The 12634-nt window shown below is 64.6% G+C and carries 13 protein-coding genes; 4 read left to right on the forward strand and 9 right to left on the reverse strand.

The genetic code is table 11. From position 1 onward, the window contains the following. Positions 1 to 57: 57 nt before the first annotated feature. On the reverse strand, positions 58 to 363 hold the full coding sequence (locus CQ13_RS18985; RefSeq protein WP_057844360.1) for a hypothetical protein: 306 nt from the start codon (positions 361 to 363) through the stop codon (positions 58 to 60). A 240-nt stretch (positions 364 to 603) separates the two neighbouring features. On the opposite strand from CQ13_RS18985, the gene CQ13_RS18995 reads away from it, so the two are divergent. Next, positions 604 to 843: a cysteine rich repeat-containing protein gene (locus CQ13_RS18995; protein ID WP_156433756.1), complete on the forward strand. Its 240-nt coding sequence runs from the start codon at positions 604 to 606 to the stop codon at positions 841 to 843. A 200-nt stretch (positions 844 to 1043) separates the two neighbouring features. Here CQ13_RS18995 and CQ13_RS19000 read toward each other — a convergent pair whose 3' ends face one another. The 3 genes from CQ13_RS19000 to CQ13_RS19010 form a co-directional block, all read right to left on the reverse strand. After that, the gene (locus CQ13_RS19000; protein ID WP_057844363.1) at positions 1044 to 1751 is read right to left on the reverse strand and encodes a hypothetical protein; all 708 of its coding nucleotides are present in this window, start codon (positions 1749 to 1751) and stop codon (positions 1044 to 1046) included. Positions 1752 to 1858: 107 nt separating this feature from the next. Next, on the reverse strand, positions 1859 to 2554 hold the full coding sequence (locus CQ13_RS19005) for a hypothetical protein (protein ID WP_057844415.1): 696 nt from the start codon (positions 2552 to 2554) through the stop codon (positions 1859 to 1861). 130 nt (positions 2555 to 2684) lie between these two features. Continuing rightward, positions 2685 to 2930, reverse strand: coding sequence for a hypothetical protein (locus tag CQ13_RS19010; protein WP_057844364.1), 246 nt, complete (start codon positions 2928 to 2930; stop codon positions 2685 to 2687). Positions 2931 to 3078: 148 nt separating this feature from the next. On the opposite strand from CQ13_RS19010, the gene CQ13_RS19015 reads away from it, so the two are divergent. Beyond that, complete coding sequence (locus CQ13_RS19015) at positions 3079 to 3729, forward strand: hypothetical protein (protein WP_057844365.1); 651 nt, start codon at positions 3079 to 3081, stop codon at positions 3727 to 3729. On the opposite strand, the gene CQ13_RS19020 is transcribed toward CQ13_RS19015, so the two are convergent. Further along, a complete protein-coding gene (locus CQ13_RS19020; protein WP_057844416.1) occupies positions 3726 to 4634 on the reverse strand; it encodes a DMT family transporter in 909 nt (302 codons plus the stop codon). The two genes, CQ13_RS19015 and CQ13_RS19020, sit on opposite strands and share 4 nt — an antisense overlap. A 95-nt stretch (positions 4635 to 4729) precedes the next feature. Here CQ13_RS19020 and pdxR point away from each other — a divergent pair, with 95 nt between their 5' ends. Continuing rightward, positions 4730 to 6172 carry a MocR-like pyridoxine biosynthesis transcription factor PdxR gene (gene pdxR, locus CQ13_RS19025; RefSeq protein WP_245309228.1) on the forward strand — a complete coding sequence of 481 codons (1443 nt, stop codon included), beginning with the start codon at positions 4730 to 4732 and terminating at the stop codon, positions 6170 to 6172. 27 nt (positions 6173 to 6199) lie between these two features. Here pdxR and CQ13_RS19030 read toward each other — a convergent pair whose 3' ends face one another. Both CQ13_RS19030 and CQ13_RS19035 read right to left on the reverse strand, forming a co-directional pair. After that, positions 6200 to 8539, reverse strand: coding sequence for a mechanosensitive ion channel domain-containing protein (locus CQ13_RS19030; RefSeq protein ID WP_057844367.1), 2340 nt, complete (start codon positions 8537 to 8539; stop codon positions 6200 to 6202). Between the two features lie 311 nt (positions 8540 to 8850). Further along, on the reverse strand, positions 8851 to 9831 hold the full coding sequence (locus CQ13_RS19035; protein ID WP_057844417.1) for an NAD(P)H-dependent flavin oxidoreductase: 981 nt from the start codon (positions 9829 to 9831) through the stop codon (positions 8851 to 8853). A 92-nt stretch (positions 9832 to 9923) separates the two neighbouring features. Here CQ13_RS19035 and CQ13_RS19040 point away from each other — a divergent pair, with 92 nt between their 5' ends. Then, positions 9924 to 11486 (forward strand): AMP-binding protein, encoded by a 1563-nt coding sequence (locus CQ13_RS19040; protein ID WP_057844368.1) that lies wholly within the window; start codon positions 9924 to 9926, stop codon positions 11484 to 11486. A gap of 31 nt (positions 11487 to 11517) precedes the next feature. On the opposite strand, the gene minE is transcribed toward CQ13_RS19040, so the two are convergent. Both minE and minD read right to left on the reverse strand, forming a co-directional pair. Then, positions 11518 to 11811 (reverse strand): cell division topological specificity factor MinE, encoded by a 294-nt coding sequence (gene minE / locus CQ13_RS19045; RefSeq protein ID WP_156433752.1) that lies wholly within the window; start codon positions 11809 to 11811, stop codon positions 11518 to 11520. Then, positions 11808 to 12623, reverse strand: coding sequence for a septum site-determining protein MinD (minD, locus tag CQ13_RS19050; RefSeq protein ID WP_057844370.1), 816 nt, complete (start codon positions 12621 to 12623; stop codon positions 11808 to 11810). Before minD ends, minE begins: the two co-directional genes overlap by 4 nt. Positions 12624 to 12634: the final 11 nt, after the last annotated feature.

The raw sequence follows: 12634 nt of genomic DNA on the forward strand, positions 1-12634 counted from the left end.
ACCGGTGCCACCCACGGATCAAGTCCGAGGGCATGCTTCGCTTGAAAACGCATTGCCTCAGCGGCGGCCGACGCGGTTCACCGGGCCACCGCGGTTCATCGGCGTGCCGGGACGAACACCGACGCCCCGAACTCCGACGCCGACAGCGCCGACGCCGACACGGGCAACGCCAACGACCGGTGTCACGACCGCAGCCGCTGCAACCGGCGTCGGGCGCGCGACGCAGCCCTTCGGCACGCCAACCGTCTTGCAATAAACCACTGCAGCCTGGGCAGAGCCTACGCCGCCGACTGCAAAGGAAGCTACGGCCGAAAACGCCGCGAGCGTCAGACCTGCGCTCAGCCAACCTGTCTTCTTCAACATGTCATCTCTCCCGAATTGGGCGTGCAGCTCTTTGCGATGTGCCGATCGGTCACCGCAGCCGACGCGAGATGTACATGGTCCATCGAGGTGCCCGGCAACATCCCATGAAAATGGTGTGGGTGCGCGCGGGGTGATTTGCGACCCGCTTTCGACGCCATGAACATGGCATGGACCGCCGGCGCAACCTCGACGAGTTTTCGCGCGCTTTCAATCTCCATTCTCGTCAAAAGGTGATCCATGATGAAATCCATTCATGCCGTGGCCGCGACCGCAGCCCTGATCCTGTCGCTCGGCGCAGGCTCGCTGGCTCAGGCGCAATCCGGCCCCACTCCCCAGGAGCAGATGGCCTGCCGTTCGGATGCCGGAAAATTCTGCGCCGAGCATATCGGCAAGCCGCCGCAGATGAATGCCTGCCTGAAGGCGAACAAGACGAAGCTGTCGGATGGCTGCCGCAAGGTGGTGGAAGCGCGCGGCGGCTAAGGCGTAATGATTAGTTTGATTTGACTGAGCGGCACGATCCGCCCGCGTTCCCCGGATGCTGCGCAGCGCGCCGCACCTAGTGGCGTGGTGCGCTGCTGATCCGGGGTCCACCACGCGCCAGTGGTCCCGGCTCTGCGGTGCAGCGTTTCACGCTGCACGGCGTCCGGGACACGGATACCCCGTTCGCAGGAAGCGATCGATCAATCCTGATCGAACAACCTGATCCGGGGCATTTCGATTCGTGCCGGCTCGCCGGCGAACGCTTCTTCGCGGATGATGATGCGCCGCGGCTCGGTTGCTTCGCGGACCTGCGCCTCGACCCCCTCGAGGTCCTGCCCTCGAGGCTGCTGGAAGCGGCGCTTGTCGGCCCAGCGCTGGCGCCGCTCGGCGCGCCGCTGTTCGGCGGCAGCGCGTTTGAGATCGGCATCACGCGCCTTGGCAAACGCCTCCTGGGGCGCAGCAGCCTTCTCCGGCGGAGCAGTGTTTTCGCCGGCCTGTTCGGCGGGCTTCGAGGGTTTCGGCGGTGGCGGTACAGGTTGAGCGGCCGCTGCGTTATTGGCCGTCTTCTCTTCGGTGGAAGCATTATTGGCAGCCGGCGCTGCCGCCGCCGTTTGCGGCTGTGGTTGCGTTTGCGGCTGTAATGGCTGCGTCTGTTGGGGCTGCGTTTGCGGCTGCTCCTGGGCAGGCGCGGTATTGGCCGCAGCCGCCGTCGCCGCGAGATAGGGCACCGGCTGCGATGGCTCCGTCGAGACCGGTATCGGCTCCGCTGACATCCGGCGTTCCAGTTTCGAGATCACCTGCGTCGGCGGGCTGACGATGTTGGCAGCCAGGTATCCACCGCCGAGACCGGCGGCGACCGCGACGACCACGGTTCCTGCCCCCGCAAAAAAGGCCGTTGATGCGCGCATCTGCAAACTCCCTCATCCACGCCGGCAACGCGTGGGGTAGGGCGATGTTCCGGTGCGGCGTTGGGTGTAGGAGTTCTGCGGAACCAGCGACCGATGCAGATCGCCGCTCAGATCATTGCGGCGACTTTTTCCAGCCCGATGATGCGGGCAAGCGAGCGCACTTCGCTCTTCTGGTCCTCACGCAACTGGAACAGCAGCGGCATCGCCGCCGATTTCAATTGCTGGACTTCCGCGGACTCTGGATCGATGGGCACGCCCGTCGCATTCGGGTTGGCCTGCCGGCCCGCATGAATCTTGCGGGCAACGGCGCGCAGCGCGGTCTCTACGGGAGGCCAGTAGTACTCTTGCGATGCCGTCAGTTTCAGGCGGTCCTTGATGCCGGCGATCTGGCCATCGCTCAATAGCGTGTAGCTCTTCTGCGGCTGGGGCTTGGCTGCGGCCTTGGGCTTTGCGGGCGCAGGCGCCGTGCTCGGCGCGACGGTGGACGTCGTGGGCGGGACGGTCGGAGCCGCGATTTCCTTTGGCATGGCCATATCGACTGGTGACGTCGAGGCATAGGCCCGGCGCAGCGACTCGTTCAGCGCGGGATCCCTGGGCTGGGGCTCAACCGCGGCGGTGGCGTAGCTTAGGACCGCCAGGCGATCCTTTTTGCCTTCCTTGTTCGAGACCGGAGCCTGGACGGAGGAAGCCGACGCCAGTTCGAACCGGGCGGCAGGCACGCTGTCGCGGCCGACAATGGCGGTGACGGCGGCGCCGGCCACGAGAAAACAGATCAGCGCGACAATCGTCATAGTCTTGGTCAAAAAGGTCTCCATTCCCGCCGACGTTTGGCCCTTTTGCTGAAAACTGGATGATAATTGAGGCTATACGATGCCAATCGCCGCGCCGACGCGGTCGAAAAGATGGGGAAAAAGTCCCAAAATTGTCCCGGAATCAGGCCGCTGCGGCCAATTCATACGCCTCCTGGATATCGGCGACGATATCGGAGGCTTCCCACAGGGCGTCGGGGGCGACCTGCTGCAGGGTGACGGTCCAGTTGCACTTGCGGTTGCGCGGCATGCTGACGACGTCGAATTCGATACCGCGGCACAGCGGATGCCGATCGAGCGCAAACATCACCCGGCGCCGGATCTCGTCGAGGGTTGCCGGGGTTTTGGCAAAATACCGGTCGAAATCCATTCCATACCCCTTTCGATTTGCCGTCCGACCGTGGCGGCGGACCATCGTCTGGGGCTATTGTTGGGGCCGATATGGTTAACGGCGCGTTAAGCCTTCGGAATGGCAAGGGCCGGGACCCGAGCAAACGGCGGAGCGGAATAGCCCGGGCATGGCTGAAGCGACATCCCAGACGACGTCGGTCGCCACCGGGCCATCGGTTCGCCCCGCGCTGGTGGCGGCGATCGCGATTTCAGCCTTCACGCTGTCGATCGCGACGTTCGAACTGTCGATGGCGGACTGGCCCTCCGGCTTCGTCCTGCTTGTCGTCGTGCCGCTGGTCGCCCTGGTGTTCTTCGCCTGCCTGGTGTGGTCGGCTTCGCTGCTCCCCAGGATCCGAACCAGTGGCGCGAAGTTCGCCCTCCCCTTCCTGATCTGCGCGCTGACGCTCTCCATTCTCGCCTACGCCCCGCTGCACCAGGTCGCCCTCCAGCAGAATTTCCGCTGGCACCGGGCCGACCGCGAACAGATCGTGGCGCGCATCAAAGCCGGCGAGCTGAAACCTAACGTCTCCTACAACAAGAACCTGGTTGCGCTCGGCGACCGCGAGCCAAATGTTTCCGTCGGCAACGACATCGTCGTCGACGGGACGGAAGAAGGCACCTATGTGCTGTTTTTGACCTCACGCGGCCTGAAGCACTATTTCACCGGCTTCCTGCACGTGCCTCCGGGCGGCGATCCCAAAAACTTCTTCGAATTCGCCGACAAGTCGCCGAGCCGGCTCGAGCGCTACGACGAGAATTGGTATTTCGTGGCGAATTAAGTCGCATTCGCCCGGAGTGCCCCGCCGGTGATGGTGCCAAGCGCGATGCCGCCGATGATCAGCGCCATCGCCAGAAACAGCGAAGGCTCCAGCGGCTCGTTCAGGATGGCGGTGGCGCTGACGATGCCGAGCAGCGGCGTCGCCAGCAGGCACAGCGAGGTGGTGACGGCCGGCAGGCTGCGGTTCACCATCGTCATCGCCCAGTTGGCGAATGCGGTGCAGACGATGCCGCTATAGAGCATCAGGGCGGCAAGGCGCCATGTCCACGCGATCTGCGGCCGGCCTTCCGCGAACCACGCGATTAGCGACAGCAGTGCCGCCGCCAGCAGCACCTGCCAGAACACGAGCTGAAAGGGCGTCGATATCCATTTGTGGGCCCTGACATAGACGATGTTGCCGGCCCAGCAGAACGCGGCAATCAAAATCAGGCCGCTGCCGAACAGCGCGTTGCGGTCAGCCCAGTTCAGCGCCTGCGGATTGAAGATGACCGCGAGGCCCGCCAGGCCGCAGCCGATACCGATCGCGCGCCGGCGGGTGATGTGCTCCGACAGAAACATGGCTGCTCCGATCGCGACCCATAGCGGCGTCGTATAGCCAAGCACGATCGCCCTGCCCGCCGGCACGAATTGCAGCCCGGCCGCCACCAGCGCGGAAAACGCCACCAGATGCAGAATCGAGGTGCAGAACACGACCGGCAAATCGCCGCGCTTCGGCACGATGAACGTCCCCTGCGCCCACAACATCGGCGCCAGCGTCGCGGCGGCGATCATGCAGCGCAGCGCCGTCGCCCATAGCGGGGACACGTCGTGCACGATTATCTTCGTCACCGGCCAGTTGGTCCCCCACGCGAACACGACGCCGGCAAGCAGCGCCGCCGCGCTGCGGGTTGAAAGTCCACTGGCCATCTCGAACACGCCCCGTCATAAGCCGCTCGGCATTGCCTAGCCCTTCAACTGGCTCTAATGAAAGAACCAGTTTTTACGATTGAATGGGGCCAGTTGTGGACGACCTGATTCCCGGAATGCTGCATCTGGCGCGCGACAACGGCGCGACCTTGACGCGCCAGCTCACCGACCAGTTGCGGCACCTCATCACGGAAGGACGCCTCGCGCCCGGCCAGCGCCTGCCCTCGAGCCGGCAACTGGCGCAATCGCTCGCCCTCTCACGCAACACCGTCTCGTTTGCGATCGAGCAATTGGCCGCGGAAGGCTATCTCTCGCTCTCCGCCGGACGCCGTCCGGTCGTCGCCGAAGGCCTGTCGCTCGATCGCCGCAAGATGTCGCCGCGAAGCAGCCGGTCCGGAAGCGAGCGGATAGGCCTGTCGTCCTGGGCGCGCGGCCTGCAGCGGGCGGGCTGGCCGCCTGTTCACGACGGACGGCCGCGGCCGTTTCAACCCGGGCTGGCGGACGAGCGCGAGTTTCCGCACGATGTGTGGAGCCGCTGCCTGCGGCGCGCGGCGCGAAACGCACCGCTACGCCGCGACCGGCCCATCAACCATCGACCGCTGCAGGAAGCGCTGCTCGGGCATCTCGTGGTTCATCGCGGCATCAAAGCCAAGGCCAATCAGATATTGATCGCACCGACGGCGCAATCCGGTCTGACGCTGATAGCAGATGCGCTGCTCGAGCGCCGCGATCACGCCTGGATCGAAAGCCCGGGCTATGGCGGCGCCAACGTTGCATTGCATGCCGCCGGCGCCATCGTTTCCGCCATACCGCTCGACGCGCAAGGCATGGCCGTCTCATCCCGCAAGGAGGCGCCGCGGCTGATCTTCGTCACGCCGTCGCATCAATATCCGACCGGCCGGCTGATGCCGATCGGCCGCCGTCTCGAACTGCTGCGTTTCGCCGAAGCCACGGGCGCTTGCATCATCGAGGACGACTACGACGGCGAATTTCACTATGAGGCCCGCCCGGTGGCCGCCTTGCAGGGGCTCGCAACATCGCCGCGCGTGTTCTATCTCGGCACCTTTTCGAAGGCAACGTATGCGGACATTCGCTTCGGTTACCTCGTCGTCCCGGAAGCACTGATCGGTCACTTCGAACTGGCGCAGCGCCACATGGGAATGCTGACGTCGATTACCATGCAGGACGCGCTGGCCGAGTTCATCGCATCCGGCGCTTATCTCGGCCACATCAGAAGGATGACGCGGCTCTACAAGGGCCGGCGCGACCGCATGCTGCAGGCGCTTGCCGCGGAAGCCGGCGACCGTCTCGCGATCGAAGCCCCGGCCGGCGGCATGCAATTGCTGGCAAGGTGCAGCGGGCCGGCAAACGACCGGCAGTTGTCGGCGCGCCTGCTCGACGCCGGCGTCGCCAGCCGGCCGTTATCGAGCATGCTGTATCACAAGACCAACGAGCAGGGCCTGTTTCTCGGCTTTGCGGCATGGAATGAAAAAGAGATCGATCAGGCGGCGCGCATCCTTGGTCGAAACCTGCGTTGAGACACGCTGAGGACATTGCGTGAAGAACTAACCCGCCGCCCGCCTCGGCTGCGCATTCGCGGCGGCATCGGCAGGCGCTGGAACCTGCATCAAAATGGTATGACTAGCGGGCGCGATCTCCACGCCGCACTGCTGGTATCGCCGCTTCATGCGGCGGTTGAATTCCCGCTGCACCGGCCAGCGGCCGGCATCGCTACAGCGGATCTGGCCGACGATCGAAGCCATCGCGCCGTCTACCTTGTCGACGCCCCACAGTTCGAGATCGCCGCGGATCAGGTGCTGGAATTCGGGCTCGCGCCGCATTTCGGCGACGATATCCTTCAGGATCTGGCCGGCGCGGTCGGTGTCTTCCTTGTAGGCCACGTTGACGCTGACGGCCGCGTTGCCGGCGCCGCGGCTTGAATTGGTGATCGTCGTCACCGCGCTGAACGGCACGATATGCACGGAGCCGTCGCTGGCGCGCAGGCGAAGGGTGCGGATCGAAACATTTTCCACAACCCCAGAAAGACCCGACAGCGTGACGTTGTCCCCGACCTGGACGGTGTTCTCGATCAGGAGAAACAGCCCGGTAATGAGGTCCTGCACCAGTTTCTGCGAGCCGAAGCCGATGGCGATACCGACGATACCGGCGCCGGCGAGCAGCGGCGCGACATTGACGCCGATCTCGCTGAGCGCCGTGAGGCCAACGACGACGACGATCAGGCACAACAGTGCCGTTCGCAGCATCGGCTGAAAGGTGCGCAGCCGCGCCGCGCGCGCGTAGTGTCCCTCGCGCGACAGTGCGGTAACCTTGCGGTCCAGCAACGCGTTGCTGATTTCCCAGATCGCCGCAGCAGCCAGCGCTGCAATGCCGACGGTGACCACCGCAGACAACAGCCGGCTGCCGATCTGGCCGCCGTAGAACCAGACGATGGCGTCGATGCCCCAGACTTCCAGCAGCGCGACAAAGCCGATGAAGGCGATCGCGGCCGAGATGACGTTGCGCAACAGCGGCAGATAGCGGTTGGCGCGGTTCTCCAGGCCCGGGAAGCGGCGCAGGAGTTCCGGACTGATGCGGAAGCCACGATCGATCAAGCTCAGCACCAGCATGGTGGAAAGACGCACGATCAGCGCAACTGCGACGGTGCCGACGAAATACTGCAGGAGCAGCGCGTAGCCGTTGCGGATATTGAGCGCCCACACTGCCCACAAGGCGAGGTCGAGCGCGATCGCAAGATAGTGCCACAGGCCGGCGACGCGGTTGCGCACCCTGGCGGCTGTGCCGTCGCGCCCGGCCGGCGCGCGAATAGCATCCGCAACCTGGCGGCGGCACTGCAGGATAATGACGACGATGAAGAGATGGACGACCAGCATCACCAGGCGCAGCAACGCCATGTAGCCACCGCGATGCAAGCCCAGCAGCAACGCCACATTGGCGAAGGCAATGCCTGAGACACCGACGGTGACGATGCGCCGCGCCCAGATCTCGATATAGGCTGCGGTCTCGGCGCGAACGCGAAACAGGCCGAAAGGTCCGGCCAGCGCCCGTACCACGCAGATCAGCCCGCGCGTCAGCGCATAGGCGTTGACGACCGCGAGGATTACGAGCCGGGTGGTTGCGAGATCGCCGATCCCGGTGCCCAGCAACATCGTGGCGGTCCCGACAAAGACGAGCACCGGGAGCAGTTCGAGCGCGAGACGTCCCAACACAAAGGGCAACCTGACCAGCGACTGCCAGGTGCGCGCCAGACTGAGGCGCCGCCGATGCAGCTCGGGCGCGGCCGTGACGTCAGCCACGGAGGATGGCGGATCGGCCACCGCCAAAGTCGCCACCGGCGCGCGCGCCGTTTGCGGCAGGCGCGCTTCCAACAGCGCCACCGGGCGCTTGATCAGGCGGAAAACCAGCCACTCGGCAGCGAGGGCGCAAAGAAACACCAGCGCCAGCTTCCACGCGATGTCGAACAACTGGTGATAGGCGGACGGATCGTTGGCGGTCCGCGCGAACCAGTAATAGAATGCCCGAAAGTCCGTCAGTGTCCGCGCCACATCGGCGACCTCGCGCGAGATCTCGCCGACTTGCTCGGATACTGTCAGCAGGAGCTGTGCGCCGAGGCTGTCCGCCGTGAGCGGCATCGCGGATTTCTGTTCGGGCGCTGGAGCCGCGCCTTGCGGTGGCGGCGAGGCACTGGCGATCGCACGTAGCGTCTCGATGACTTGCGCGCGCTTCTTGTCATCGGAAAGCGTATCGAGCGCCCGCTTCGCCTGATCGGGCGTCAGGACGTCAGCTTTATCGGTAGGGGCGGCAGGCGCAGCGCCGGGCTGCGCGAAAACCGGGAAGGTAAACAGCGCGCCGATGAGCAGGATCGCGGAGAAGAGCTTGTGCGACACGAAGGCCTCGCTGAATAAAATGCGCCCGGCGACGAAACCTGGAATCGGCCTCGCCTTCGCGCGTGCGTCATGTCGGATTGCTTGTTTTCGCCGTCATCCTGTGTCGGAAGTTTGCCAGCGCGGCGGCTTTCTCTTGGCATTTGCCGTCGGGCGCGCCTGGCATTGCTGCATCACAAAAATGCAGTGGCTGGATCGCCGGGAACCTTTTGCGCGCTAGAGCCCGGTTCTGATTGAGTCAGAACCGGGCCCTACATTCTCGCTTTGACGCGTTTTCTTGACGCGAAGCGGCGTCCAATTCGCTGGAAAACGCTCTAGCTCAATCGCAGGCGCGTGGCAGCGTTCCGATATTCCGCCGCTGTGCGCGCAACCATCTCGTCGACCGAAAGCACCTCCGTCACACCCGAGACGGAATGTCCCGCACTCCAGACATCCTTCCAGCGCTTCGGGCGGTTCTCGCGCGCGCCGATGTCGATATCCTTGCCGATATCGATCGCGCCTCGCTCGGGAAGATCGTCCGGATCGAGGCCGGCGGCCTCGATCGAGGGGCGCAGCATGTTAGTCAGCAGGCCCGTGAATGCCTTGGTCAGCAGGATGTCGTCGGCGCTGCTGGCGGCCAGCATCTCCTTGTAGCGCGCGTCTGCCATGCTTTCCCACGTGGCGATGAATTTGGTACCCATGTAGGCGAGATCGCAGCCGAGCGCCTCGGCCGCGCGCAGGGCGTGACCATCCGCGATGCCGCCCGCTAGCACCAGGGGTCCATCGAAGAAGGCGCGCACCGCGCGCACGAACACGAAGGGATTGAGCCAGCCGGTCTGGCCGCCCGCGCCTGCCGTCAGCAGCACCAGCCCATCGGCACCGGCGGCCGCCGCGCGCTCGGCGTGGCGGATGGATGCGACGTCGGCAAACACCAGCGCGCCGGCATCGCGCAACGGCTTCAATACCGGCGCCGGCGAGCCGACGGAGGTGATAACCATTTCCGGCCGGTGATGCAGCAGCACCTGCAGATCCTGCTCCAGCCGCGCATTGGAGCGATGCACGATCAGATTGGCGCATACAGGCGCTGCGGGCTTGCCGCTTGCATCCGAGTGCTCCTTCAGCCGGTCATCGATGTCCGTCAGCCATTGATCGAGTTGTTCGGGGCTGCGGCAATTCACGGTCGGAAACGAACCGATCACGCCGTTGCGGCAGGCGGCTACCACCAATTCGACGCCGGAGACGAGAAACATCGGCGCCGCAATCAGCGGCAGGCTAAGGCGATCGCGAAAACGCGCAAGAGCATCGGTTGGTTGCATCATCCTAGCTTGAGCAGTGTGCCTGTTGTGTTAGCGTTACCCAACATTGGCACGGGCGAAGGCCAATTACAAAACAAGCAGGAGGAAGAAAGATGGGCAATCCGCTCTACGCGTTTCCGGCGGCATGCGAGCAGACGTTGCTGGCGCTGGCGCGCTACCCGGAGCGCACAGCGTTCGCGTGGCCGGGCGGATCGCTCACCTATCGCGGCGCAACCGACATGATCGGGCGCATGCAGGCCGTGTTCATGAAGCTGGGCTTTCAGCCCGGCAGCCGCGTCGCGTTTCTCACCGCCAACCGCGCCGACACCTGGTGCGCCGGTGTCGCCGCGCAGCTCTCGCGATTGGCGATTACCTGGCTGCATCCTTTGGGTTCGCTGGACGACCAACTGTTTCAGCTCGAGGATTCCGAAGCGCAGATGCTGGTGGTCGACGGGGTTACCTTCCGCGACCGCGGCGGCGAACTCGCGGCCAAAGCGACCGGCGTGAAGACGGTGTTCACGCTCGGCCCCGCCAGCTACGGCGCCGATATGTTGCAGGCGATTGAAGCCGCCGGCAGCGCCACGGCGCGCAGCTTTGCCGAGCCCGACGACATCGCCACGCTCAATTACACTGGCGGCACCACCGGCAAATCCAAGGGCGCGCTGCGGCACCACCGGGAATATGGCGGCTGGGCCAGTGCGATCCTGGCCGATTTCGAAATTCCGGATACGCCGCGCTATCTCACCGTCGCGCCGATCAGCCATGTCGCGGGGACAAAAGTGCTGCCGACGCTGATGCGCGGCGGCACCGTTCACATGCTGAAAGGCTTTGATCCCGAAGCCGTGTTCAAGACCATCGAGCGCGAGAGGATCAATTTCACGCTGTTCGTGCCGACGATGATCTACGTCATGCTGGATCATCCCTCCCTCGACAAGACTGACCTCTCCTCGCTCGAACTCTTGCTGTACGGCGCGTCTGCGATGTCGCCCAGCCGGCTGGTCGAGGGCATCGAGCGGATCGGGCCCGTGTTCTCGCAGCTCTACGGCCAGACCGAATGTTATCCGGTATCCGTGCTGCGCAAGGCCGACCACGATCCCAGGACGCCGGAGCTGTTCCTGTCCTGCGGATTCCCGATCGCCGCTTGCCAGGTGAAGATCCTCGACAATGACGACCAGGAAGTAGCAACCGGCGAGGCCGGCGAGATCTGCGTGCGCGGCACGCATGTGATGGCCGAGTACTGGAAACGGCCCGACGTGACCGCGGAGACGCTGAAGAACGGCTGGCTGCACACCGGCGACATCGCGCGATCGGACGAACGCGGCTACATGTTCATCCTCGACCGCAAGAAGGACATGATCGTCTCCGGCGGCTTCAACATCTTTCCGCGCGAGGTCGAGGATGTCTTGTCGCAACATGCCGACGTCGCGATGGTCGCCGTGGTCGGCGTACCCGACGACAAATGGGGCGAGGCGGTCACCGCCGTGATCGTCGCCCGCGAAGGCGCGCGACCGAATCCGGACGAGCTGATCAACCTCGTGAAGGCGAGGAAGGGCTCGGCGCACGCGCCCAAGCACGTCAAGTTCGTTAGCGAGTTGCCGATGACCGGCGTCGGCAAGGTCGACAAGAAGGCGCTGAAGGCAGGCTTCTGGACCGGGCGGGAGCGGATGGTGGGGTAGCGATCAATCAGCGCGGTCGGCACCGCGCCTTTCAGCCGGCCATGCGCTTTTCGGTAGGAGCCTTCTTGTCGAAATTATTGGGCACTTCGATATCGACTTCGAGTGTCGACACCGTCTTGCCGCGCTCCAGCTTAACCATCACCTTGTCGGGATCGAGCACCACGTGCTTCGACACTACCGCGAGGATTTCCTCCCGCAGTGTGGCCAGCAAGTCGGATTGACCGAGTAGCCCGCGCTCATGCGCTAGCAAGATCTGCAGCCGCTCCCGCGCAACGGGGGCAGATGCATTGCGGCCGCTAAACAGCCGCAGCAGATTCATGCTCATGCAGCTCTCCGTCCCAGCAAGCGGTTCATGAAGCCCTTGCGCTCAGCCGGCACGGTCATGGCGACCTGTTCGCCCATCAGGCGGCGCGCGGCATCGATATAGGCGCGGGCCGGCGCGCTCTCGGCATTGTTGAGCGTCACCGGCGTGCCGACGTTGGACGCCTTCAGGACATCCTGGCTCTCGGGAATGATGCCGAGCAAAGGCGTCGCGAGGATTTCCAGGATGTCGTCGATGTTGAGCATCTCGCCGCGCGCCGCACGCGCCGGATCGTAGCGGGTGATCAGCACATGCTTTTCCACCCGCTCGCCGCGCTCCGCCTTCACCGTCTTCGAATCGAGCATGCCGATGATGCGGTCGGAGTCGCGCACCGAGGACACTTCGGGATTGGTGACGATGACGGCTTCGTCGGCATAGCGCATTGCGAGCGTCGCACCGCGCTCGATGCCGGCCGGGCTGTCGCACACAATCCAGTCGAACCGGCTCCTGAGCTCGGCGATAACGCGGCCCACGCCCTCGTCGGTCAGCGCATCCTTGTCGCGGGTCTGTGAGGCCGGCAGCAGCCAGAGATTTTCCAGCCGCTTGTCGCGGATCAGGGCCTGCGACAGCTTGGCGACACCCTGCACCACGTTGATGAGGTCGAACACCACGCGGCGTTCGGCGCCCATCACCAGATCGAGGTTGCGCAGGCCGACATCGAAATCGACCACCACGACGCTTTGCCCGCCTTGCGCAAGCGCCGCACCGAGCGCGGCCGTCGAGGTGGTTTTTCCAACGCCTCCCTTGCCCGAGGTAACGACCAGGACCTTGGTCATACTTGATCTCC

The organism is Bradyrhizobium retamae (assembly GCF_001440415.1).
GTDB lineage: Bacteria > Pseudomonadota > Alphaproteobacteria > Rhizobiales > Xanthobacteraceae > Bradyrhizobium > Bradyrhizobium retamae.

Coding starts and splice junctions, on each gene's coding strand:
- CQ13_RS18985 (WP_057844360.1), bottom strand. CDS start 363: ATGTTGAAGAAGACAGGTTGGCTGAGCGCAGGTCTGACGCTCGCGGCG.
- CQ13_RS18995 (WP_156433756.1), top strand. CDS start 604: ATGAAATCCATTCATGCCGTGGCCGCGACCGCAGCCCTGATCCTGTCG.
- CQ13_RS19000 (WP_057844363.1), bottom strand. CDS start 1,751: ATGCGCGCATCAACGGCCTTTTTTGCGGGGGCAGGAACCGTGGTCGTC.
- CQ13_RS19010 (WP_057844364.1), bottom strand. CDS start 2,930: ATGGATTTCGACCGGTATTTTGCCAAAACCCCGGCAACCCTCGACGAG.
- CQ13_RS19015 (WP_057844365.1), top strand. CDS start 3,079: ATGGCTGAAGCGACATCCCAGACGACGTCGGTCGCCACCGGGCCATCG.
- CQ13_RS19020 (WP_057844416.1), bottom strand. CDS start 4,634: ATGGCCAGTGGACTTTCAACCCGCAGCGCGGCGGCGCTGCTTGCCGGC.
- CQ13_RS19035 (WP_057844417.1), bottom strand. CDS start 9,831: ATGCAACCAACCGATGCTCTTGCGCGTTTTCGCGATCGCCTTAGCCTG.
- CQ13_RS19040 (WP_057844368.1), top strand. CDS start 9,924: ATGGGCAATCCGCTCTACGCGTTTCCGGCGGCATGCGAGCAGACGTTG.
- minE (WP_156433752.1), bottom strand. CDS start 11,811: ATGAGCATGAATCTGCTGCGGCTGTTTAGCGGCCGCAATGCATCTGCC.
- minD (WP_057844370.1), bottom strand. CDS start 12,623: ATGACCAAGGTCCTGGTCGTTACCTCGGGCAAGGGAGGCGTTGGAAAA.